General features: G+C 68.1%; 25 protein-coding genes. 8 read left to right on the plus strand and 17 right to left on the minus strand.

Features of this window, described 5'->3' with window-relative positions:
- Window positions 1-108 precede the first annotated feature (108 nt).
- Window positions 109-753 carry an SCO family protein gene (locus EDC62_RS09340; protein ID WP_124222966.1) on the minus strand — a complete coding sequence of 215 codons (645 nt, stop codon included), beginning with the start codon at window positions 751-753 and terminating at the stop codon, window positions 109-111.
- Window positions 754-828: 75 nt separating this feature from the next.
- Entirely contained in the window at window positions 829-1188 is a 360-nt protein-coding gene (locus tag EDC62_RS09345) for a DUF2946 family protein (RefSeq protein WP_124222968.1), read from the minus strand.
- Window positions 1189-1316: 128 nt separating this feature from the next.
- On the opposite strand from EDC62_RS09345, the gene EDC62_RS09350 reads away from it, so the two are divergent.
- Window positions 1317-1964 (plus strand): glutathione S-transferase, encoded by a 648-nt coding sequence (locus EDC62_RS09350; RefSeq protein ID WP_124222970.1) that lies wholly within the window; start codon window positions 1317-1319, stop codon window positions 1962-1964.
- Window positions 1965-2054: 90 nt separating this feature from the next.
- Here EDC62_RS09350 and EDC62_RS09355 read toward each other — a convergent pair whose 3' ends face one another.
- Window positions 2055-2198, minus strand: coding sequence for a hypothetical protein (locus EDC62_RS09355; protein ID WP_245968827.1), 144 nt, complete (start codon window positions 2196-2198; stop codon window positions 2055-2057).
- 142 nt (window positions 2199-2340) lie between these two features.
- On the opposite strand from EDC62_RS09355, the gene EDC62_RS09360 reads away from it, so the two are divergent.
- The gene (locus tag EDC62_RS09360; protein WP_124222972.1) at window positions 2341-2721 is read left to right on the plus strand and encodes a TraR/DksA family transcriptional regulator; all 381 of its coding nucleotides are present in this window, start codon (window positions 2341-2343) and stop codon (window positions 2719-2721) included.
- A 37-nt stretch (window positions 2722-2758) separates the two neighbouring features.
- Entirely contained in the window at window positions 2759-3355 is a 597-nt protein-coding gene (locus tag EDC62_RS09365; RefSeq protein ID WP_124222974.1) for a MarC family protein, read from the plus strand.
- Window positions 3356-3373: 18 nt separating this feature from the next.
- Here EDC62_RS09365 and EDC62_RS09370 read toward each other — a convergent pair whose 3' ends face one another.
- Together EDC62_RS09370 and EDC62_RS09375 are read right to left on the minus strand one after the other, a co-directional pair.
- Window positions 3374-4570, minus strand: coding sequence for a rhodanese-like domain-containing protein (locus tag EDC62_RS09370; RefSeq protein ID WP_124222976.1), 1197 nt, complete (start codon window positions 4568-4570; stop codon window positions 3374-3376).
- 136 nt (window positions 4571-4706) lie between these two features.
- Window positions 4707-5717, minus strand: coding sequence for a fumarylacetoacetate hydrolase family protein (locus tag EDC62_RS09375; protein ID WP_124222978.1), 1011 nt, complete (start codon window positions 5715-5717; stop codon window positions 4707-4709).
- A gap of 147 nt (window positions 5718-5864) precedes the next feature.
- Here EDC62_RS09375 and EDC62_RS09380 point away from each other — a divergent pair, with 147 nt between their 5' ends.
- The 4 genes from EDC62_RS09380 (at window position 5865) to EDC62_RS09395 (ending at window position 9460) form a co-directional block, all read left to right on the plus strand.
- Window positions 5865-6713, plus strand: a complete 849-nt coding sequence (locus tag EDC62_RS09380; protein ID WP_245968838.1) for an IclR family transcriptional regulator — start codon at window positions 5865-5867, stop codon at window positions 6711-6713.
- A gap of 17 nt (window positions 6714-6730) precedes the next feature.
- The gene (locus EDC62_RS09385) at window positions 6731-7936 is read left to right on the plus strand and encodes a DUF3108 domain-containing protein (RefSeq protein WP_170159047.1); all 1206 of its coding nucleotides are present in this window, start codon (window positions 6731-6733) and stop codon (window positions 7934-7936) included.
- A 220-nt stretch (window positions 7937-8156) separates the two neighbouring features.
- Window positions 8157-8438, plus strand: a complete 282-nt coding sequence (locus tag EDC62_RS09390; RefSeq protein ID WP_124222984.1) for a BTH_I0359 family protein — start codon at window positions 8157-8159, stop codon at window positions 8436-8438.
- Window positions 8439-8659: 221 nt separating this feature from the next.
- On the plus strand, window positions 8660-9460 hold the full coding sequence (locus EDC62_RS09395) for a ChaN family lipoprotein (protein WP_170159048.1): 801 nt from the start codon (window positions 8660-8662) through the stop codon (window positions 9458-9460).
- Here the strand turns inward: EDC62_RS09395 and gshA are convergent.
- From gshA to EDC62_RS09445, 10 genes are all read right to left on the minus strand, one after another.
- Entirely contained in the window at window positions 9451-10746 is a 1296-nt protein-coding gene (gene gshA, locus EDC62_RS09400) for a glutamate--cysteine ligase (RefSeq protein ID WP_124222988.1), read from the minus strand. The two genes, EDC62_RS09395 and gshA, sit on opposite strands and share 10 nt — an antisense overlap.
- Window positions 10747-10896: 150 nt before the next feature.
- Window positions 10897-11286, minus strand: coding sequence for a hypothetical protein (locus EDC62_RS09405; RefSeq protein ID WP_124222990.1), 390 nt, complete (start codon window positions 11284-11286; stop codon window positions 10897-10899).
- Window positions 11283-12575, minus strand: a complete 1293-nt coding sequence (locus tag EDC62_RS09410; RefSeq protein ID WP_124222992.1) for a glutamate-5-semialdehyde dehydrogenase — start codon at window positions 12573-12575, stop codon at window positions 11283-11285. Before EDC62_RS09410 ends, EDC62_RS09405 begins: the two co-directional genes overlap by 4 nt.
- Window positions 12576-12647: 72 nt before the next feature.
- Window positions 12648-13724, minus strand: coding sequence for a DNA polymerase III subunit delta (gene holA / locus EDC62_RS09415; RefSeq protein WP_124222994.1), 1077 nt, complete (start codon window positions 13722-13724; stop codon window positions 12648-12650).
- A gap of 19 nt (window positions 13725-13743) precedes the next feature.
- Window positions 13744-14253, minus strand: a complete 510-nt coding sequence (locus EDC62_RS09420) for an LPS-assembly lipoprotein LptE (protein ID WP_124222996.1) — start codon at window positions 14251-14253, stop codon at window positions 13744-13746.
- A 3-nt stretch (window positions 14254-14256) separates the two neighbouring features.
- Window positions 14257-16989, minus strand: coding sequence for a leucine--tRNA ligase (gene leuS, locus EDC62_RS09425; protein WP_425469994.1), 2733 nt, complete (start codon window positions 16987-16989; stop codon window positions 14257-14259).
- A 121-nt stretch (window positions 16990-17110) separates the two neighbouring features.
- Window positions 17111-17551 carry an ExbD/TolR family protein gene (locus tag EDC62_RS09430; RefSeq protein WP_124223000.1) on the minus strand — a complete coding sequence of 147 codons (441 nt, stop codon included), beginning with the start codon at window positions 17549-17551 and terminating at the stop codon, window positions 17111-17113.
- Between the two features lie 9 nt (window positions 17552-17560).
- The gene (locus EDC62_RS09435; protein WP_124223002.1) at window positions 17561-18199 is read right to left on the minus strand and encodes a MotA/TolQ/ExbB proton channel family protein; all 639 of its coding nucleotides are present in this window, start codon (window positions 18197-18199) and stop codon (window positions 17561-17563) included.
- A gap of 187 nt (window positions 18200-18386) precedes the next feature.
- Complete coding sequence (dapB, locus tag EDC62_RS09440; RefSeq protein WP_124223004.1) at window positions 18387-19232, minus strand: 4-hydroxy-tetrahydrodipicolinate reductase; 846 nt, start codon at window positions 19230-19232, stop codon at window positions 18387-18389.
- A gap of 67 nt (window positions 19233-19299) precedes the next feature.
- On the minus strand, window positions 19300-19839 hold the full coding sequence (locus EDC62_RS09445; RefSeq protein ID WP_124223006.1) for an outer membrane protein assembly factor BamE: 540 nt from the start codon (window positions 19837-19839) through the stop codon (window positions 19300-19302).
- 57 nt (window positions 19840-19896) lie between these two features.
- Between EDC62_RS09445 and fur the strand changes: the two genes are divergently transcribed.
- Window positions 19897-20367 carry a ferric iron uptake transcriptional regulator gene (gene fur / locus EDC62_RS09450; protein WP_124223008.1) on the plus strand — a complete coding sequence of 157 codons (471 nt, stop codon included), beginning with the start codon at window positions 19897-19899 and terminating at the stop codon, window positions 20365-20367.
- A gap of 15 nt (window positions 20368-20382) precedes the next feature.
- Here the strand turns inward: fur and hprK are convergent, their stop codons facing one another.
- Together hprK and ptsN are read right to left on the minus strand one after the other, a co-directional pair.
- On the minus strand, window positions 20383-21333 hold the full coding sequence (hprK, locus tag EDC62_RS09455) for an HPr(Ser) kinase/phosphatase (RefSeq protein ID WP_124223010.1): 951 nt from the start codon (window positions 21331-21333) through the stop codon (window positions 20383-20385).
- Window positions 21330-21797: a PTS IIA-like nitrogen regulatory protein PtsN gene (ptsN, locus tag EDC62_RS09460; protein WP_124223012.1), complete on the minus strand. Its 468-nt coding sequence runs from the start codon at window positions 21795-21797 to the stop codon at window positions 21330-21332. Before ptsN ends, hprK begins: the two co-directional genes overlap by 4 nt.
- Between the last annotated feature and the right edge of the window lie 18 nt (window positions 21798-21815).

Genomic DNA, 21815 nt, shown 5'->3' on the forward strand with positions numbered 1-21815 from the left:
GGATCGGAGGCGAGCATCGGCTCGCCCGAGGACGAGAGGGAAAGCCAAGGACGCAGACCGCCCGCAGCCGGGATGCGCGGCGCGCGAGGGACTTGTTCAACGTTGCCCTTACTTGCCCGCGAGGATTTGCTTGAGGTCGTGGACCACGTCGGCCGCGCTTTGCTCGTGGCGCAGCGCCAACCGCAGTCGGCCTTCGGGGTCGAAGACGTAGGTCAAGGTGGAGTGGTCCATGGTGTAGGAGCCGCCGGTGGGCACCTTTTTGTAATAGACCTTGAACGCGTCGGCGGTTTCGCGCGTGCGCTGCGCGTCGCCGTAGAGGCCGAGGAAGCTCGGGTGGAAGGCCGCCGTGTAGTTGCGCAGCACTTGCGGCGTGTCGCGCTCCGGGTCGACCGTGACCATGATCACCTGCACCCGATCGGCGTCGGGCCCGAGCAGCCGCAGCACCTCGACGTCGCGCGTGAGTTCGGTCGGGCACACATCGGGGCATTGGGTGAAGCCGAAATACAGCAGCACCACCTTGCCTTTGAAGTCGGCCAGCGTGCGCTCTTTGCCGTCGGGGTCGGTCAGCCGAAAGTCCTTGCCGTAGGGGGCGCCGGTGAGGTCGATGCCCTTGAAACTCGGCGCCTCCTCGCCCGCCTTTTCGCCCACTTTTTGGCAGCCGACCAGCAGCGGCGAAGCCGCCGCTGCAGTCGCCAGCAGGCCCAGCTTCAGGACATGGCGGCGCGTCGCCGCAATGGTTGAGGAAAAAGCCATGTTTGCTCCCGAATACGCATCAAAATCGGCGGGCCCCGGCGCCAATCGGCGCTGGACCGCTATCAAATTTGAGGTTCAGGAGTGGCAGGGCGGGGCTCGGGCCTGCCAGGCGCTGCAGGCGGCCAGGTCCACGCCCGCGGGCACCACGGGCCGCAGCACCTGCGTCAAAGCCAACAGCGCCGGCACGTCAAGCACGGGCTGCGCCGGTGGGCCCGACACGGTGGCGCACAACGGGCAGTCGAGGCTGTTGTGGCCGACATCGGTCCAGCCCCCCTCGCCGTCGTCGACCACCATCTTCATGGCCGGGCCTGAGCACACCAGTTGCATGGCCTTGGGCGCGACGAGCGGCGAGGCCACCGCCACACCGAGCGACAGCACGAACCACGCCAGCACGAAGCGGGCGAGGTGGCGGGCATGGCGCAGGCGCGAAAGCATCCGCGGATTATCGCCATTTTCCGCCGAAGCGATTGATGCTGATCAACGCCGCATGTCCGCCCGGTGACGCCGCGCCGCCGCGCCAGCCCCTACGATGCGGCCGTTCTCAACCCCTTTGGAGACCGACCATGCTCACCCTTTGTGGCTTTGCCGCCAGCAACTACTACAACAAGGTCAAGCTCGCGCTGCTCGAAAAAGGCGTGCCGTTCCAGGAAGAACTGGCCTGGGTCGGCGAAACCGACCGCAGCGCCAGCCCGCTGGGCAAGGTGCCCTATGTGCGCACCGAGCACGGGCCGATCAGCGAATCGACCGTGATCCTCGAGTACCTCGAAGCCGCCTACCCCGAGGTGCCGCTGCTGCCCGCCGAACCCTACGCCGCCGCCAAAGTGCGTGAGCTGCTGCGCTACATCGAGCTGCATCTCGAACTCGTCGCGCGCAACCTCTACCCCGAGGCCTTCTTCGGCGGCAAGGTCAGCGACGGCTTGAAGCAAAAGACGCTCGAGCAGCTCGAAAAAAACATCGCGGCCTTCGCAACGCTGGCCCGGTTTTCCCCCTTCATTGCGGGTGAGCGCTTCACGCTGGCCGATTGCGCCGCGGCGGTGCATCTGCCGCTGGTCTCCGGGGCCACCAAGACGATCTATGGCCGCGACCTACTCGCCGACCTGCCCGTGCGCGACTACCTCAAGCGCCTGAACGAGCGGCCCACGGTGCAACAAGTCCATGCCGACCGCAAGACCAACACCGAGCAGATGATGGCCCGCATGAAGGCCCAGTGAGGGGCGACCCTTTTCGGGCAACGCTGCACGAGTCCCTCGCGCGCCGCGCAGCACGGCGCCGCGGCACGCGATCGTCGCGCCAGATCTCGGTCAGCCCCAGTGCCCCTCGTGGCCGGCGGTGGGCAGCTTGCCGTTGGGAGCGCGTATGCAGCGGTCGAGCACGCACCCGTCCGCACCGCGGCGGGTGATGATGAGCGTTTGATGGCGACTGTCGTCGGGCTGGGGCGCCATCATGGGGGCCTCCTTGGGTTCCGTGCAGAATCGGCTTTTCGTGCCGTCCTGGAGGCGCCAACCTTGACCGCCGTCAAGACGGCTCGGGCCGCAGGCGCGGATGATGCATACAAACCTGTGGACTCGCCTTTTTGGAGAACGATGAATGAACCCCGAAACCTTGCAAGCCCTGCGCGGCCAGTTGCTGCGGATGCGTGAAGACCTGCTCGAGCGTGTGCGCGCCCAGCGTGGCGGCACCAAGAGCCGCGTCGAAGCAGCCGCCGAGCACTTCGAGCCCGACTCCGTGGACGACTCGCCCGCTCAGCGCGAGACCGAACGCGAAACCGAATTCGCTCTCGAAGAACACGAGCTGGCCGAACTCAGCGCCATCGACGCCGCCCTGGCCCGCATGGATCGCGGCGAATACGGCACGTGCATCGACTGCGGGGTCGAAATTCCCGCCGCGCGCCTGCAGGCCGCTCCCGAAACCCCTCGCTGCGTCGCGTGCCAGGAAGCCTACGAACGCCGGCACGGCACCCGCGCATGATCGGTCTGGCGTCGCGGCGCCGAAGCGGGAGGCAGTCGTGAATGAGTACAACTTCGCCTCCGCGACGGTGTTGCTGCTGCTCATCACCGACCCGCTGGGCAACATCCCCATCTTCGCCAATGCGCTGAAGCGGGTGGAGCCTGCGCGGCGGGCGCGGGTGATCCTGCGCGAGGTGCTCATCGCCTTCGTGCTGCTGCTGGCCTTCATGTTCATGGGCGCGGGTTTCCTGCGCCTGATGAATTTGTCGGACCTGTCGCTGCAGATCGCGGGCGGGGTCGTGCTGTTTTTGATTGCCCTGCGCATGATCTTCCCGCCGCCTTTCGAGGAGCAGGTGTCCGACGCCCACGAACCGCTGATCGTGCCGCTGGCCGTGCCTGCGCTGGCCGGCCCCTCGGCGCTCGCGACCGTGTTGCTGCTCGTGAGTCAGGCGCCCGAACGCCGCCTCGAGTGGGTGGCGGCGCTCACCGTCACCATGCTCGTCTGCGCGGTGGTGCTGGTGCTGGCCGAGCGCATCCTGCGGCTCGTCGGCGAGCGCGTGGTCATGGCGTTCGAACGCCTCATGGGCCTGATCCTCGTGGCCATTTCGGTCGAGATGCTGTTGCGCGGCTTCAAGGCCGTGCTCCGCGCCGCTTGAAGGACCGCCGCCCCTTGCTCAGTCGGTCGCAACCTTGAGGCCGGCGGCGCGCCACTCGGGAAAGCCGCCGCGGAACCAGTGCACGCGGCTGTAGCCCGCCTTGAGCGCCGCCACGCTGGCCTTGTAGCTCTTCCAGCACTCCGGGCCGTTGCAGTTGAAGACGAGCGCGGCGCTCTTGTCTGCGGGCAGTTGGTTCAGGTCGAACTGGTCTTTGCTGGCATCAAAATCGGCGTCTTTGGCGCTGTGCTCGACGTAGGGCACGAGCTTCGCGCCGGGCAGGTGGCCGGCCTTGAATTCTTCGGCGTTGCGCGTGTCGATCAAGTGAGCGCCGGCCGCAGCGAGCTTGGCGACGGCCGCCGCATCGACCACGGTCGCACCAGCAAGACTGCGCGGCGTGAAGTAGCCGAGGGTGGAGACATAATCGAAGTCAGCCTTGGTCAGAGTGACCGGTTTGCCGCCTTCGGCCGCGCCGAGCGACTCGGAGAGCGCCGCGCGCAGCGCGTCCGCACCGGGCTTGGCACCGTCTTTGAGCGCCACGGCCAAGCCCGGCACCGGTTTGGACTCGAGCACGAGCTTCACCGGCTCGCCCGCGGCCACCCAACGGTCGAACACCGCGCGCTCCACAGCCACCACGTCACAGCGCTTGACCTGCAGACACAGCAGCAGCGCGTCCTGATAGCGCGTGTCGTAAATCGCTGAAAAATGCCGCTTCAGCGTGGTGTTGGCGGCATTGACCTCACCGCGCACCAGATAGGTCACGAGGCTGTCCTGCGCGGGCAGGCCGAGCTTCTTGCCTTGCGCCTGCGCGAGGCTGCCGACCGCGCTGTCCTTCGGTGCCACCAGCACCGCGCGCACCGGGCGATCCACGCCGACGACCGGCTGGTAGCCGTAGCGCACCGCACTCCCAATGACATGCGCCGGCCCCACCACCAAATCAGGAATGCGAGTGCGCACCGCGGAGAGATCGGCGGTCGCGTCCGTGGAGAGCTTCAAATCGGCCGAGAGCTTGTCCTTCCTCAGCGCCGACTCGAGCGCAGCCTTCCAGGCCTGATAGACCGAATAACGAGCCTGTTCCCCCTGGTCACCGGGGTTGATGAATCCGCGCAGATCCGCACCCTGGGCACCGGCCACCGCGCCAAACACCACCCAAACCGCGACCAGCGCGCGCCGGCGTGCGTGGTGACCGAGCGCATGAAAAGTATCGAATGGTTTCATGCGCGTATTCTGATCGAAGATTTGGCGCCCGTCACCCACCACCGGCCAAGCCCACGGCCATCGGTTTGCCGTCGCTCAGGCAACGCTGAATAGATTCCCGTGATGGCGCGCGCGAGGGAGTTGTTCAGCGTTGCCCTCAACGCTGCAGCGGCGCAATGCGCTGGTCGATGGCGCCGCAGAGGCTCAGCCCGTCGAGGCCCTTCATTTCGATGCGGATGGTGTCGCCAAACTTCATGTAGCCGGTGCTCGGCGCGCCGTCGAGGATGGTTTCGATGGCGCGCTTTTCCGCGATGCAACTGTAGCCCTTGGGCCACTGCGGCCGGCCGTCGATCTCGACCCCCTTGTTGCTGACCGTGCCACTGCCGACGATGGAGCCCGCGCGTACGTTGCGCGTCTTGCAGATATGGGCGATCAACTGGCCGAAATGGAAGGTCATCTCCGGCCCGGCCTCGCACTGGCCGACCTTGCGCCCGTTCCAGGTCGATTGCAGCGTGAGGTTCACGCGGCCGCGGTCCCAGGCCGCTCCGAGTTCGTCGAGCGTGACGGCCACGGGGCTGAAAGCGGTCGCGGGCTTGCTTTGGAAGAAGCCAAAACCCTTGGCCAGTTCGGCCGGGATGAGGTTGCGCAGGCTCACGTCGTTGGCGAGCATCAGCAGCCGGATGCCTTCGAGCGCCTGCTCGGGCGTGCTGCCCATGGGCACGTCGCCGGTGACCACGGCGATTTCGGCCTCGAAGTCGATACCGTAGTCTTCGCTGGGCACGACCACATCGTCGCAGGGGCCGAGCAGCTCGTCGCTCGCGCCCTGGTACATCAGCGGGTCTTCGTAAAAGCTCGCGGGCACCTCGGCTCCGCGTGCGCGCCGTACCAGCTCCACATGGTTGATGTAGGCCGAGCCGTCGGCCCACTGGTAGGCGCGCGGCAGCGGCGCCATGCACATCTTTGGGTCGAACGGAAACGCATGACGCGCCTTGCCGCCGTTGAGCGCTTCGTACAAGTCCTGCAACTGCGGGCTCAGGAACCCCCAGTCGTCGAGCACCTGCTGCAGCCGCTCGGCGATGCCCGTCGCATAATGCGCCATGCTCAAGTCTCGCGAGACGACCACCAGTTGGCCGTCCCTCGAACCGTCCCGATACGTCGCCAGTTTCATCGACCTGCCTCCGGGTTGCACCGCGCCGAGGCTCGGTGTTCGCGTTACGAATGGGTAAACGAATTTATCCTAACGAAATCTGCGAGGATTCTATTGCAGCGCCGTCGGTCCGCCCCCGTCCCTGAAGACGACCCCAGCAGCTCCGCCCTGGCCGCCGAAAACGCGGCCCGCGACCGTGCCGGCATCCAGTCGGTCGAGGTTGGCTTCGCTTTGCTCGAAGTCCTCGCGCGCGCCACGGCGCCCTTGATGCTGCGCGACCTCGCCAGCGCCGCGGACATGAGCGCGGCCAAGGCGCACCGGTATCTGGTCAGCTTCCAGCGCCTGGGCATGGTGACGCAGGACCCGACCAACGCTCGCTACGCGCTCGGTCCGATGGCGCTGCGGCTGGGCCTGGCCGCCTTGCATCAGCTCGACCCCGTGCGGCTCGCGCGCGAGCGCGCCGCCGAACTCGCCGCCACGCTCGGACACACAGTGGCGCTCGCCGTCTGGGGCAACCACGGCCCGACCATCGTGCACTGGCAAGAATCGGCCCTCGCGCGGCCGGTCACGCTGCGCCTCGGCGACGTCATGCCCTTGCTGGGGTCGGCGACCGGGCAGTGTTTTGCCGCCTGGCTGCGCCCGAGGGCACGCGGCGCCGCAGCCCGCGCGCTCGACGCGATGATCGACGCCGAGTTGCGACGCATCCGTGCGCTGCCCCCCGACGCCCGCGGCGAACTGCCGCTGACCCGCGCCGAGGTGCACGCCTTGTTGCAGCGGGTGCGCGAGCAGGGCATGGCGCGGGTCGTCGGCACCTTGCTGCCCGGTGTGGCGGGCTTCTGCGCCCCGGTCTTCGATGCAGACGGGCGGCTGGCGCTGGGCATGGTCGCACTCGGGCCGGTTCCCGCTTTCGACGCGCAATGGGGCGGTGCCGTGGAACGCGCGCTGCGGGCCCAAGCCCAGGCACTGAGCGCCGAGCTCGGTTGGCCGGGCGCAGCAAGCGACGCGGCCCGCCCATGAGCGCCGGCGTCCCCCCCATGCCACTGGCCCCCCGCGCAGCAAGCGATGCGGCGGACCGCGCCCGCCCACCGACCTGGGCCATCGTGTTCGTGGTCGTGGCGCATCTCGCGCTGCTCATGGGCTTCGGGGCGCGCCCCCCCAGTCCCGCGCCGTCGACCGCCGCGCCGGTCGCGCTCGAAACCCGCCTGCTGTCCGCGCAACCACCGACGGCTGCGCCGGCCGCGCCCCCGCCGAAGGCTGCCGCGCCTGCCCGGGCGCCTGCCCCCCGCCCCGCCCCACAGGCCGAGCCTGCGGACGCAGCGGCGCCCGAGCCTGCGGCGGCGGACACCCCCGATGCCGGGCCGACGCCCCCCCCGATCGAGGCCGTCGCCGCGTCCGAGGCTGCGCCCCCGGTTGCCGTGCCCGCCGCCAGCGCGGCCTCGGAGGTGGTGGCGGCAGCGTCGCCGCGTGACGAGCCTTCGACGGACCTGAGCGCGGCGCGCCCGCCGGCCGACCCGCTCGATACGGTGCGCCAGGGGCCGATGCTGGCGGGCGCGGTCGCACGTGCCGGCGCGCCGGGCCCGTGGCCCTTCAAGCTCGTGCCACCGCTGCGCGCGCGTTACACGGTGGAGGCGCGGGTCCGCGGCCTGCCGTTTCATGCGCGGGCCGAGATTCTTTGGCAGCACGACGGGCGACGCTACCGCGCGCGGCAGGAAATCGGCGCGCTGTTCCTCGGCGCGCGCGTGCAAACCAGCGAAGGCCTGCTGCAAGCCGAGGGGCTCGCCCCGGAACGCTATGCCGACCGCACCAAGAGCGAGGTCGCCGCACATTTCGATCGCGCCCAGGGTCGCGTCGTCTTCAGCGCCAATACGCCCGATGCGCCGCTCTACCCGCTGGCCCAGGACCGGCTGAGTCTGTTCCTCCAGCTCGCGGGTTGGTGGAACGCAGCGCCGGAGCGCTTTGAACCGGGCACCGAACTCACGCTCGAGGTCGTCGGGCCGCGCAGCGCCGAGCCCTGGCGCTTCGTGTTTGGCGCCGATGAGCATCTCGACACGCCTCTGGGCGCGCTCAGCGCGCGGCGGGTGCTGCGCGAAGGTTCGGGGCGTTACGACCTCAAGGCCGAACTTTGGCTCGGCCCGCCGCCCGTGCACGGCCTGCCGATCCGCATCCGGCTCACGCAAGCCAACGGCGACTTCGTCGACCTGCTCATCCAGGAAATCGACAGCGCACCCGAGCCGCAGTAAGGCCGCGGCCGACCGATGGCGCCCGCCGGGCGCGCGGCGCACCCCTCCATCTTCCCGATCGGGCGACGGATTTCCTGCCGAAGCGGCGCGGCTTCGATGGAAAGTTAGTGCACACTCCGTTTCTGCAAAAATACCCCTGCCGGCCTTGAACCCGGGGGCTTTGGTGCAATATGGGGCACCAGGGGCGCCCGAGGTGCCCGACTTGAAGGAGAATGCGCGTATGAACCTGCTTTACGACTCTGACAGCTTTGCGGTGATGCATCTGCTGGCCAATGCCGAGGCGGCCGATGCTGCCCAGCCCGGCGAGCCGGTGCTGGCGCGCCACGGCTTCGAAATCGTCGACAAGCGGCACGGCAAGGAGATTTACCTCGACGGCTCCTGGGCCGAGCTGTTCCAGCAGCAAATTTCCGCCTGGCAGGCCAGCACGCCCACCCAGGAAGAGGTCGAAGACACGCTCGAACGCTACGCTGCACTGGCCCAGCAACCGGTCGTCGTGCACTGAGCCTAAATCAGGCAGTTGACCGCTTTGAGCTGAATGCAAGGTGTTCATGTTTGAACCGTTTTGGGTGCAAAGGCCGTTCAGCGCTTGGGTGAGCTCCGATCATGCGCGCGAGCGGCCCGCGTAGCCTCCGCCACGCCGTCCTTTGGACGGCGTTCGCGTCTCTAGCGCTGCTCGCGGGGTGCGGCAACCCGGCGCCATCGCGCCCTGGCCCGGAAGCGGTCGTGCGACGCTTCGACGTTTCGTGGGCCGACGACCCGGCGAATCGGGTCGCGCGGGTGCGTCCGGCATTGCGGTCTCTGGAGCCGTTCGATCTGCTGCTCGTGGGGGAGCGGCACGATGCGCCGGAGCACCAGGCGCTCGAAGCCACGATCGTGCAGGTACTGGCGCAGGAGCAGCGGCTTGCCGCGCTGGCGCTGGAGATGGCCGAGCGCGGCCGCAGCACGGCAGGCCTGCCTCGCGACGCCGACGACGATGCCCTGCGGCTGGCCCTGGCCTGGAACGACGCAGGCTGGCCCTGGCCGCTCTATGCCCCGGCGATCCGCGCGGCGGTGCGCGCCGGCGTGCCGGTCGTGGGCGCGAATCTGCCCGATGCATCGATCGGGATCACTTCAAAAAACAGAGCGTTCGACGAGCATTTGACGCCGGCAAACCGGCAAAAACAGATCCAAAAGATCCGCGAGGGGCATTGCGACCTGCTGCCCGAGCGGGCTTGGCTTCCGATGCTGCGGGTGCAGACCGCCCGCGATGCGGCCATGGCGCAAACCCTGCGCGCAGCGGCAGCCCCGGGCCGCGTCGTGGTGCTGCTGGCCGGGTCCGCGCATGTGGACCGGCGGCTCGGCGTGCCGGGGCATCTGGATGGCGCGGAGCGCGTGCGCTCGATCGCGCTCTATGCACCGTCGGAGCCGGGCGATGCGCCGCCCGAGCTCGACGTCGATGCGGTGTGGATCACCCCGCCGCGTGCCGAAGCCGACCCCTGCGCCGCGCTGCGCGAGCGCTGGGGGCAGCAAGGCCATCAGTCGTAAATCTCGGCCTCGGGGTCGGTGGCCTCGAGCTCGTAGCTCGCCGCGAGCATGGCCAGGCGGCCGATGACGCCGTACATGTAGAAGCGGTTGGGCGCGCTGGCGCCGGGCTTGATGCCGGGCTGCGGCAAATGGGTGCTCTGCTCGAACGCCAGTGGCACGAAGCTCGCGCCTGGGGCGTTGAGGTTTTCGTCGACGCCGCGCTCGGCATGCACGCGGTAGAAGCCGCCGACGACGTAACGGTCCATCATGTAGACCACCGGTTCGGCCACGGCTTCGTTCACCCGCTCATGGGTGATGACACCTTCTTGGATGATGACGTCGCTCACCGACTGGCCGTCCTTGATGACGCTCATTTTGTTGCGCGTCTTGCGGTTGAGCGCCTCGAGCTCCTTGACGTCGCGCACCATCATGATGCCCATGCCGTAGGTGCCGTTGTCGGCCTTCACCACCGCAAACGGCTTTTCATGGATGCCGTACTCCTTGTATTTTCGGCGGATGCGGGTGAGCAGCGCATCGACGTTGCTGCGCAGGCATTCCATGCCCGTGCCCTCGGAAAAATCCACCTCGCCGCACTGGCTGAACATCGGATTGATGAGCCAAGGGTCGATGCCGATGAGTTTGCCAAAGCGCTTGGCCACCTCCTCATAGCAGCGGAAGTGGTTGCTCTTGCGGCGCACATGCCAGCCCGCGTGCAGCGGTGGCAGCAGGTATTGTTCGTGCAGGTCTTCCAGGATGCCCGGCACACCCGCCGACAGATCGTTGTTGAGCAGGATGGTGCAGGGGTCGAAATCCTTGAGCCCGAGCCGCCGCGGCGTGCGGATGACCGGCTCGAGCGTGAGCGATTCGCCCGTGGGCAGCTCGATGACCGTGGTCTCCTTGATGTCGGGGTTGATCGAGCCGATGCGCACATTCAGCCCCGCCATGTAGAAGATGCGCCGCAGCTGCGCCACGTTGCTCAGGTAGAACAAGTTGCGCGTGTGGTTCTCGGGAATGATGAGCAGGTTCTTCGCCTCGGGGCAGATCTTCTCGATCGCCGCCTGCGCGGCCTGCACCGCCAGCGGCAGCATTTCAGCCGTGAGGTTGTTCCAGCCGCCGGGGAACAGGTTGGTGTCCACCGGCGCGAGCTTGAAGCCGGCATTACGCACATCCACCGAGCTGTAAAACGGCGGCGTGTGCTCCATCCACTCCAGCCGGAACCAGCGCTCGATCGCGGGCATGGAGTCGAGGATGCGTTGCTCGAGTTCGTTGATCGGCCCGGTCAGGGCGGTGACGAGATGGGGAACCATGGGCGGCCTTGAAAGCGTGTGCGGGTGTGGCGGAGATTGTAGGCACGCACGGTGACAGTGGATGGGGCGCGACCCACTGGATTCAACTGGCTGCGGCCAACGAAGGATCGGCGCCGCCCACCGAGCCGCGCGCGGCCATCGCCCCCAGCCTCAATGCCCGCCCGCGGCCAGCCAGCCCACGAGCAGCGTGGCTTCTTCGAGTGTGAGTTGCTGGTGGGCCCCGATGCGGCTCATGCCGTCGCAGCGCACGAGGCGCTGGGCGTAGCTTTGCTGCGCTGCGGGGTCTGCGCCGGGCTGGCGCCCCAGCTTCTCGGACAGCGCCTTCATGCTGGGCGCGCTGCCGCGCGGCGTCGCGCCGTGGCAGCCGTAGCACCCCTTGTCCAGCGCCAGTTGCGCAGCCTGCGCAGCAAGCGCCGCATCCGGGGCGGCCCATGCGACCGGGGCGATGCCGAGCGCGGCAGCCAGCCCCCAGGCGAGCGCTGCCGCCCGGGACCATCGCAGCCGGCCCGGTCCCGGGCCTGCATGCCACGTGAGGCTCATGTGCGCACCTCGCCTTGGCCGAGCACCACGTACTTGAGGGAGGTCAGGCCCTCGACGCCGACCGGGCCGCGGGCGTGGAATTTGTCGGTGCTGATGCCGATTTCGGCGCCGAGGCCGTACTCGAAGCCGTCGGCAAAGCGCGTGCTGGTGTTGACCATGACGCTGGCCGAATCGACTTCGCGCAAGAAGGTCTGCGCGTGCATGTGGTCGCGCGTGAGGATGGCGTCGGTGTGGTGGCTGCCGTAGCGGTTGATGTGCGCGATCGCCTCTTCGAGGCCCGCGACGATTTTGATGCTCACGATGGGCGCGAGGTACTCGGTGGCCCAATCGGCCTCGCTGGCGTCGGCGAGCCGCGCGCCGGGCACCGTGGCGAGCAGCGCGCGTGCCTCGGGGCAGCAGCGCATCTCGACGCCCTTGGCCGCCCAGCGCGCGCCGAGCTGCGGCAGGAAGTCAGCCGCCACCCCGCGCGCGACGAGCACGCTTTCGGTCGCGTTGCAGGGGCTGTATTTCTGCGTCTTGGCGTTGTCCACGACCTCGAGCGCCATCGCCAGGTCGCAAGGGTCGTCGACGTAGCTGTGGCAATTGCCGTCGAGGTGCTTGATGACGGGCACCTTGGCCGACGCTGCGATGCGCTCGATGAGGCCCTTGCCGCCGCGCGGAATGATGACGTCCACGTACTGCGGCGCGGTGATGAGCGCGTCGACGGCGGCGCGGTCGGTGGTGGGCACCAGTTGCACGGCCAAGGCGGGCAAGCCGGCATCGGCGAGCGACTGCTGCACGAGCCGCGCGAGCGCCGTGTTCGAGGTGATGGCCTCGGAGCCCCCGCGCAGGATGCAGGCGTTCGCGCTCTTGATGGAGAGGCTCGCGGCCTCAATGGTCACGTTCGGGCGGCTCTCGTAAATCATGCCGAAGACGCCAATGGGCACGCGCATCTGCCCGACGCGGATGCCACTGGGCTGCTGCTTGAGGCCGATGACCTCGCCGATCACGTCGGGCATGGCCGCGAGCTGCTCGCAGCCGAGCGCACAGGTTTCGATGGCCGAGTCGCTGAGCTTGAGCCGGTCGAGCAGGGGGCCGGAGAGGCCCGCGGCCGCCGCGCGCTCGAGGTCTTGCGCGTTCGCGGCCTGCAAGGGTGCCCGGTGCTCGCGCAGCAGCGCGGCGAGACGCCGCAGCGCCACGTTGCGCGCAGCGGTGCTGCTCTTGGCCATGAGGGTCGAAGCCGCCCGGGCCTGCTGGCCGAGCGTGTGCATGAGTTCGTTGATCGATACGGCAGAGGTCGAAGCGTTCATGCCCTGTATTGTCCGGCGAAACCCGAACCCGCGCGCCGGGGACGTCGACCCCAGCCGCAGCGCCTCTGCGCCTCAGCGGCGGCGCGGCGCCATGCACAGCCGCGCCAGGCGCAGCGCCAGGCGTTGCAGCGCCTGCCAGGGGTCGCTCGGCCAGTCGGGGGCGGCCAGGCCCTTGACGATGCCGTCGACGGTGTGGGCGTCGAGCAGCAGTTGCGTGAGTGCTGCTGGTTTGAGCTGCGGCAGCACACGCTCGAACAGCCGCTCGCGCGCGCCCCAGATGCGCTGTTCGCGCAGTGCCACCGGCAAGGGGCGACCGGCTTCGAGCGCGTCTTTCACGCGCTTCAAGGCGCGGATGTCTTCGGCCAGGGTGTAGTGCACGAGCACCGCCGCCTCGCCCTCGGCGCGCAAGCCCTCGAGCATGCGCTGCACGCGCGCGAGCTGACCACCCAGCACCGCCTCGGACAGCTTGAACACGTCGTAGCGCGCGACGTTGAGCACGGCGGCCTCGACCTGCTCGAAGCTCAGCACCACCGGCGCCTCGGCCGAAGCCGGATACAGCAGCGCGAGTTTTTCGACCTCCTGATGCGCGGCCAGCAGGTTGCCTTCGACGCGGTCGGCAAAGAACTGCAACGTGCGCTGGCCGGCTTCTCCGGGTTCGACCCGCAGGCCCCGCGCGGCCAGGCGCTGCGCGATCCACTCGGGCAAAGCCGCGCGCTCGACCGGGTCGATCGGCACGCTCACGCCGTGCTGCTCGAGCGCGGCGAACCAGGCGCTCGAGCGCGTGGCTTTGTCCAGGCGCGGCAGCACGACGAGCGTGAGCGTGTCGCTGCTTTGGGCGCTGTTGCGCGCGAGCTGCTGCAGCGCCTCGCCGCCGTCCTTGCCGGGCTTGCCGGAGGGGATGTGCAGCTCGACGATACGGCGCTCGGCAAACAGGCTCAGCGCGTTGCCGGCGGCGAGCACGCTGCTCCAGTCGAAATGCGCGCCGGAGACGGTGAAGACGGTGCGTTCCGTGTAGCCCTGCGCGCGCGACGCCGCCCGCAAGGCGTCGAGCGCTTCCTGCACCAGCAGCGGCTCGTCGCCATGCACGGTGTAGAGCGGTTTGAGGCCCCGACCCAGGTGGGCGGGCAATTGGGCAGCGGCCAGTTGCATCGCGCGACCCCGGGCCGCGTCAGGAAAGGCGCACCGCGGCCAGCCGCTGCACGACCTGCCGGGCGAGGTCGCGCTGCATCGAGGCGAACAGCAGCGCCTGCTCGGCTTCCTTCGCCAGCGCGGTGGTTTCGGTGTAGCTCAGCTCGCGACGCTGCTGCAGCTCGGTATCGGCGATGAGGATGCGGCCCTTGGGGGTTTGGAGCCGAAACACCAGCGTCAGGCGCAACTCGTATTCGCGCACCTGGCCCGAGATGTTGAGCCCAACGGCCACCTGCTCGCGGGTTTCGCGCGACACCTCGAGGATGGCGTCGCTGTCGGCGCGCTCGGCAGCAGCGGTGCGCAGCGCCAGGCCCGGCACCTCGGCGAGCGCGCGGCGCAGCTCACCGCCAAGCGCCGACGCCGCCGTCGCATCGAGAAACAGCCGCTCGAACGCCATCTGCGGCGCCTGCCGCAGCCGGAACCCGCACGCCCCGAGCGCGAGCACCGGCACCAGCGCAAAGGTTTGGACGAGCGTGCGGCGGCGGGGCATGGCTCAGACGACGATGTTGACCAGCCGGCCGGGCACGACGACGACCTTCTTCGCCGTGCGGCCTTCGCCGTGGCGGGCGAACTCGGCGCTGGCGAGCGCGGCAGCTTCGATGGCCGCGCGGTCGGCATCGGCGCGCACGCGCAGGGCGCCGCGCAGCTTGCCATTGATCTGCAGCACCAGTTCGATCTCGTCGCGCACCAGCGCCGCCTCATCGACCCGCGGCCAGGGCGCGTCAAGCAGGTCGCCCAACTGTGCATCAAAGCCGAGCGCCGTCCACAGCGCATGCGTGATGTGCGGCGTCGCCGGGTAGAGCACGCGCAGCAGGATGCCGAAGCCCTCGGCCTGCGCCCACGCGTCGCCAGCGTCGCCCGCGGCAGGGCGGAAGGCTTCGAGCGCGTTCATCATCTTCATCGCGCCCGACACCACGGTGTTGTATTGCATGCGCTGGTAGTCGAAATCGACCTGGCGCAGCACGGTGTGGATCTCGAGCCGCAGCGCACGCGCCGCCGGCGAGAGTTCGGGCATTTTCTGGCCGGAAGCCAGCGTGAAATGGTCGCCTTGTGCTTCGTTTTTCGTAGCGTACAGCTGCTGCCCATAGGCCCAGACGCGGCGCAGGAAGCGGAAGCTGCCCTCGACCGCGGCGTCGTTCCACTCCAGCGTCGCTTCGGGCGGCGCGGTGAACATGGTGTAGAGCCGCGCGGTGTCGGCGCCGTATTTTTCGATCAGGTCCTGCGGGTCGACGCCGTTGTTCTTGGACTTGGACATCGTGCCCACGCCCTCGTAGTCGATCGACGTGCCTGCGGGCAAGTCGCCCACGGCGTGCTTGAGCCGCGCGCCGATGATCTTGCCCGACTCGTCGAGCACATGTTCGACGTCGTGCGGCCAGAAATACTCCTTGCCGCCCTTCTCGGTGCGACGCGAGTAGATGTGGTTGAGCACCATGCCCTGCGTGAGCAGGCGCTGGAAAGGCTCGTCGACCTTCACCAGGCCCAGGTCGCGCATCACCTTGGTCCAGAAGCGCGCGTAGAGCAGGTGCAGGATCGCGTGCTCGATGCCGCCGATGTACTGGTCCATCGGCATCCAGTAATCGGTGCGCGCATCGACCATGGCGTCGCGGTTGTCGGCGCAGGTGTAGCGCATGAAGTACCAGGACGAGTCCACGAAGGTGTCCATGGTGTCGGTCTCGCGCCGAGCCGGTTGGCCGCATTGCGGACAGTCGACGTTCAGGAACGCCTCGCACCTGGCCAGCGGATTGCCGCTGCCATCGGGCACCAAGTCCTCGGGCAGCACGACCGGCAAGTCCTTCTCGGGCACGGGAACCGGGCCGCAGTGCTCGCAGTGGATGATGGGAATCGGCGTGCCCCAGTAGCGTTGGCGGCTGATGCCCCAGTCGCGCAGGCGGAAGGTCACTTTCTTTTCGCCCAGGCCTTTTTCAGCCAACAAGGCCGCCACTTTGTCCACCGCCGCCGCGTAGCCCAGGCCGTCGAGCACGCCCGAATGGATGCACACGCCGTGCTCTTTGTCGGCGTACCAGTCGGCCCAGGCCTCGGTCGAAAAGGTCTGGCCTTCGACCGCGATGACCTGCTTGATCGGCAGCCCATATTTTTTGGCAAACGCGAAGTCGCGCTCGTCGTGCGCAGGCACGCCCATGACGGCGCCGTCGCCATAGCTCATGAGCACGTAGTTGCCCACCCACACCGGCACCGCCTCGCCGGTGAGCGGGTGCGTGACCACCAGACCCGTGTGCATGCCCTCCTTTTCCTTGAGCGCAAGCTCGGCCTCGGTGGTGCCGCCCTTCTTGCATTCCTCGATGAAGGCCGCGAGCGCCGGGTTGGACGCCGCCGCATGAGCCGCCAGCGGATGCTCCGGCGCCACGGCGCAGAAGGTCACGCCCATGATGGTGTCGGCGCGGGTGGTGAACACATACAGCCGGCCGTCGCCGATGAGCGCTCCGTCCGCGCCGCGGATGTCGTGCGGGAAGGCAAAGCGCACGCCTTCGCTCTTGCCGATCCAGTTCTCCTGCATCAGCCGAACCTTGTCGGGCCATCCGGTCAGCGTGGCTTTGGGATTGCCGATCTGCACATGGTCGAGCAGCTCCTGCGCGTAGGCGGTGATGTTGAGGTAGTAGCCCGGGATCTCGCGCTTTTCGACCAGCGCGCCGGTGCGCCAGCCGCGGCCGTCGATGACCTGCTCGTTGGCGAGCACGGTCTGGTCCACCGGGTCCCAGTTGACGACCTGCGTCTTGCGATAGGCGATGCCTTTTTCCAGCATCTTGAGGAACAACCACTGGTTCCACTTGTAATAGTCGGGCGAACAGGTCGCGACTTCGCGGCTCCAGTCGATCGCCAGCCCCATGGCCTGCATCTGCCGCTTCATGTAGGCGATGTTCTCGTAGGTCCACTTCGCCGGCGGCAAGCCGTTTTTCAGCGCCGCGTTCTCGGCCGGCAGGCCGAAGGCGTCCCAGCCCATCGGCATGAGCACGTTGTACCCGTTCATGCGCAGGTAGCGCGTGAGCATGTCGTTGATGGTGTAGTTGCGCACATGCCCCATGTGCAGCTTGCCGCTCGGGTAGGGCAGCATGGAGCAGGCGTAAAACTTGGGGCGGGGCCGGCCCTGGGCGTCGGTGGCGTTCTCCGTCACGCGGTAGGCATCGCGCACGGTCCAGTGCGCGTGGGCCGCACGCTCGACCTCTTGGGGTTGGTACTTGTCTTGCATGGCGAAATTGTAGGCGTTCATCCAGGGCCGACCGCTGGGCCAGGAACTTCAAAAATAAGAGCAACCAAAGACCATTTCACGCCGGCAAACAGACAAAAAAGCTCTCAAAACCGCTCGTGCCGGGCGGTGCGGGCTGCGCGGCTCAACGCGTGGGCGGCGGCGCGACCTCGCCCGCAGGCGACGCGACGAAGGCGATCCGGCTGAGGCCCGCGGCCTGCGCGATCCCGATCACCTCGGCCACACGGGCATAGGGCACCGCACCATCGGCGCGCAGCCGCAGTTCGGTCGCCGGGTCTTGCGCGGCCTTCGCCGCCAGCCGCGCGCGCAGCGCATCGGCCTCGACCGGCAGGTCGTCGAGATAGAGCTGCCCCAAGGGGTCGATCGACACCGCCAGCGCCGACGCCGTCGCGGCATGCGTGCGCGTGCCTTCGGCTTTGGGCAGCTCGAGCTGCAAGGCGCTGCCCAGCAGCGGCGCGGTGACGATGAGAATCACCACCAACACCAGCATCACGTCGACCATCGGCGTGACGTTGATCTCCGAAAACGGGGCCGCCACCGGGCGAGATTCGAAACGTCCGAACATCGGCGCGGGTCAGTGTGTGAGCAACTCGCGCAAGTCGTGCGCGAAGCCTTCGAGGGCGCCTTCGAGCTCCGCGATGCGCCGGCCGAGCGCGTTGTAGGCCAGCACCGCCGGAATCGCCACCGCCAGACCGGCAGCGGTCATGACCAAGGCCTCGCCCACGGGCGCGGCCACGCGCTCGATCGTCACCGCCCCACCAGCCCCCAGCGCCAGCAGCGCCTGATGAATGCCCCACACCGTCCCGAGCAGGCCCACGAAAGGCGCCGTCGCCCCGATGGTGGCGAGCACCACCTGCCCGCGCTGCAGGTTCGCCAAGGATCGATGCAAAGCCTCGCGCAGTGCGCGGGTCACCCGCAGCGCGGGATCGGCTTCGGCGGCCAAGCTGCCGCTGGGCTCTGGTGCGAGCGCCGCGTCGATCATGGGCACGAGCACCCCGAGCGTGTCGTAGCGGCGCGCCGCCTCGCGCCCTGCGCGCGCATCGGGCGACTGCCAGAACGCCGCGGTGCCCAGCGTCAGCGCCGCCCCGGCGCGCGGCAACACCGACAGCCGCCAGACGATCAGCACCCAGCTCGCCACCGACATCGACAGCAGCAACACAGCCACCGCGCGGGCGATGAAGTCGGCTTGGTTCCACCAGGCAAGCAGTGCCATGCGCGGCCTCGACCCGTTCAGAGGCTGAGAGGGAATTGGGCGTGCCCGAAGGGGCGCCCCAAAACGCGCCCGAGTAGGCGCAAAGCACAGCCGTAGCTCGGGCTACGGCGCGCATTTGCAACGCCCTCTGGCGTGTTTTGGGGCGTCAAAGCGGGCATGACCAATTCCCTCTCAGCCTCTCAGCCTCTCAGACGCTCGGCGCGAGGCGCTCGAGGCCCAGCACGTCGCTCATGTCGTAGAGGCCGCTGGTGCGCGTGGCCAAAAAACGCGCCGCGCGCAGGCTGCCTTCGGCGTAGGTCGCTCGGCTGCTGCTTTTGTGGCTGATTTCGATGCGCTCGCCCGTGCCCGCAAAGAGCACCGTGTGGTCGCCAACGATGTCGCCGCCGCGGATGGTCGCAAAACCGATCGTCCCGGTGCGACGCTCACCGGTGTGGCCGTGCCGCTCGAACACCGCACACGCCTTGAGATCGCGACCGGTCGCGGCCGCGATCACCTCGCCCATTTTGAGCGCCGTGCCCGACGGCGCATCGACCTTGTGGCGGTGGTGCGCCTCGATGATTTCGATGTCGTAACCCTCCGAGAGCGCCTTGGCCGCGAATTCGAGCAATTTGAGCGTGACGTTGACGCCCACACTCATGTTGGGCGCCAGCACGATCGGAATGTCCCGAGCGGCCTCGTCGATGCGGGCGCGCTCGTCTTCGGTGAACCCGGTCGTTCCGATGACCATGGCCACGCCGCGCGCGCGGCAGGCTTCGAGATGCTGCAGGGTCGCGATCGGGCGCGTGAAGTCGATCAAGACCCGCGCGTCGCGCAGCGCGGCATCGAGGTCATCCGTGAGGCCACACCCGCCGCTGCGCCCGACCAGCTGAGCCGCATCCTCGCCGAGGCGGGCATGGCCGCTGCGCTCGAGCGCGCCGACGAGCACACAGTCGGGCGCGTCGAGCACGGCTTCGATGAGCATCTGCCCCATGCGGCCGGTCGCTCCGGCAATGGCGATGGGCAGGCGGTTCGAGGGGGTAGGGGCAGTCGACATGGGCAAAGAGGTTGGCGGCGGAACCAGGCCGAAAGAAACCCGGCGCCAGGCGCTGGTACGGGTGGGACTACGACGTCGGCTCGAGCGGCGGATAGCGCTCCGGCAGGGGGGCGCTCGGCGCCGGCTCGGACGCGGCGGGGCGGGGCGCCGGCAGCGCCTCCTCCGGGATGCGCAGGCGCGGCGGCTGGGCGGGCTTCGGGGGCTCCGGGTAGAGCCGAGCCACGAATTCGGACTCGCTGGGCAGCTCATCGCCCTCGAAGCGTTCGAGCAAGCCGTCTTTGAAAAAGACCGTCAGCCGGAATTCCTGCGCCGCCTCACCCGGGCGCCGCAGGTAAAACACATAATCCCAGCGGTGGTCGTGGAACAGGCTCGTCACCAGCGGCGAGCCCAGCAGGTCACGCACCTGCTCGCGGCTCATGCCGGGCTGCAGTGCAGCGGCCTGCTCCTTGGACACGAAGTTGCCTTGCACCAGCTCCGCACGGTAAGGTCGCACCACCGTGTCGATGCGCTTCAAACCACTGCAGGCCGCCAGCGTCGAGATCGAAGCAGCAGCGACGAGGGCCAGCGCCAGCAGTCGCGCAGGGCGACGGTCGAGGGGGAACGTCATGGAGGAGCGGGGCATGCAGATATGATGGAACATTGTAAGCCGCCCCGGAAAACCGCCATGGCCCGCGCCGAAGACATCAAGAGCACCGGACTCAAAGCCACCTTGCCGCGCCTGAAGGTGCTCGAGGTGTTTCAGCGCAGCGCGCAGCGCCACCTGACGGCCGAGGACGTCTACCGCGCCTTGCTGCTCGAAAACGCCGACGTGGGTTTGGCGACCGTGTATCGCGTGCTCACGCAGTTCGAGCAGGCCGGCATTCTGTGCCGCAGCCACTTCGAGTCCGGCAAGGCAGTGTTCGAACTCAACGAAGGCGAGCATCACGACCATCTCGTCTGCCTGGACTGCGGCCGCGTCGAAGAGTTCTACGACGCGCACATCGAGCAGCGGCAAAACGACATCGCCCTCAGCAAGGGCTTTCGCCTCGCCGACCACGCACTGAGCCTCTACGCCCATTGCACGCGCGAAAACTGCCCCGATCGACCCGTCGCCGAAGCCCGCGGCAGCAACAGCCGCGGACGGACGGAGCGCTGAAACTCTGCGGCCGCCTCAGCGGCCCGATTCCATCGCGCGCCGGTGACGCTCGACGAACTCTTGATACGTGTCGATGCCGCGCAGCTGCAAAATGGTGCTGCGCACCGCCGCTTCGACCAGCACCGCGATGTTGCGGCCGGCCACGACCTGGATCACGACTTTGCGCACCGGCACGCCCAGCACGTCCTGCGTCAGCGGCTCGTAGGGCAGGCGCTCGTAATCCCGCTCGAGCGTCTCGCGGCGCACCAGGTGCACGATGAGTTTGAGCCGCATCTTGCGGCGCACCGCCGTCTCGCCAAAGATGGCGCGGATGTCGAGCAAGCCGATGCCGCGCACCTCCAGCAGGTTCTGCAACAACTCCGGGCAGCGGCCCTCGATGGTGGTCTGGTTGATGCGGTAGAGATCCACCGCGTCGTCGGCGACGAGTCCGTTGCCGCGTGAGATCAGCTCCAGCCCCAGCTCGCTCTTGCCCAGGCCCGATTCTCCCGTGATGAGCACGCCCAGCCCCAGGATGTCCATGAACACGCCGTGCATGGTGATGCGGTCGGCAAAATGCTTGGACAAATACGCGCGCAGCACGTCGATCACGAAGGCCGACGATTCCTTCGTCGCAAACAGCGGAATCTGCGCCCGCTCGCACATCGAAATCAGCGCCTCGGGCGCGGTCTGCCCATCGCAGAGCACCAGCACCGGCGGCTCGAGCGTCACGATGCGCGCGATGCGCCGCGCGCAATCCTCGGGCGTGGCGTTGCTGAGGTAGGCGATCTCGCGCTCGCCCAGGATTTGCACCCGGTAGGGGTGAATGTAATTGAGATAGCCGACCAGATCGGCGCCCGAACGCGCCTGCCGGATCGCCACTTCGTCGAACTTGCGCTCCGAAGCCCCCAGACCCGCAATCCACTCCCAGCGCAGCGAGGATCGGTGATCCTCGAACAGAAGGTCGGCGCTGATGACCGTCGGTTTCATGCCGCGTGGGCCGAATGCCAAGACGCGATCAGCCCGTGCAGCTCTTGGGCACTCAAGCTGTGCTTGAGCCGCTCGCGCAGCGTGGCGTCGCTGAGCAGCTCGGCAATCTCGGAGAGGATTTCGAGATGCTTTTGCGTCGCCGCTTCGGGGACGAGCAAAAAAATGAGCAGCTCGACGGGCTGCTCGTCGGGCGCGTCGAAACCGATGGGACGCTCGAGCCGGAACACCGCAGCCATCGGCGTCTTGAGCCCTTTGACCCGGCCATGCGGAATCGCCACGCCGTGCCCCAAACCCGTCGAGCCCAGCCGCTCGCGGGCAAATAGGCTGTCCGTGACCGCCGCGCGGTTCATGCCGTAGAGCGACTCGAAGAGCAGCCCGACTTCCTCGAAAGCGCGCTTTTTGCTGGTCGCGTCAACCCCGACGAGCACCTGCGACGGCGGAAGAATGGATGCGAGGCGGTTCATGGTCTGTAACGAATTATG

The sequence above is a fragment of the Tibeticola sediminis genome (assembly GCF_003843835.1).
Classification (GTDB): Bacteria; Pseudomonadota; Gammaproteobacteria; order Burkholderiales; family Burkholderiaceae_C; genus Tibeticola; species Tibeticola sediminis.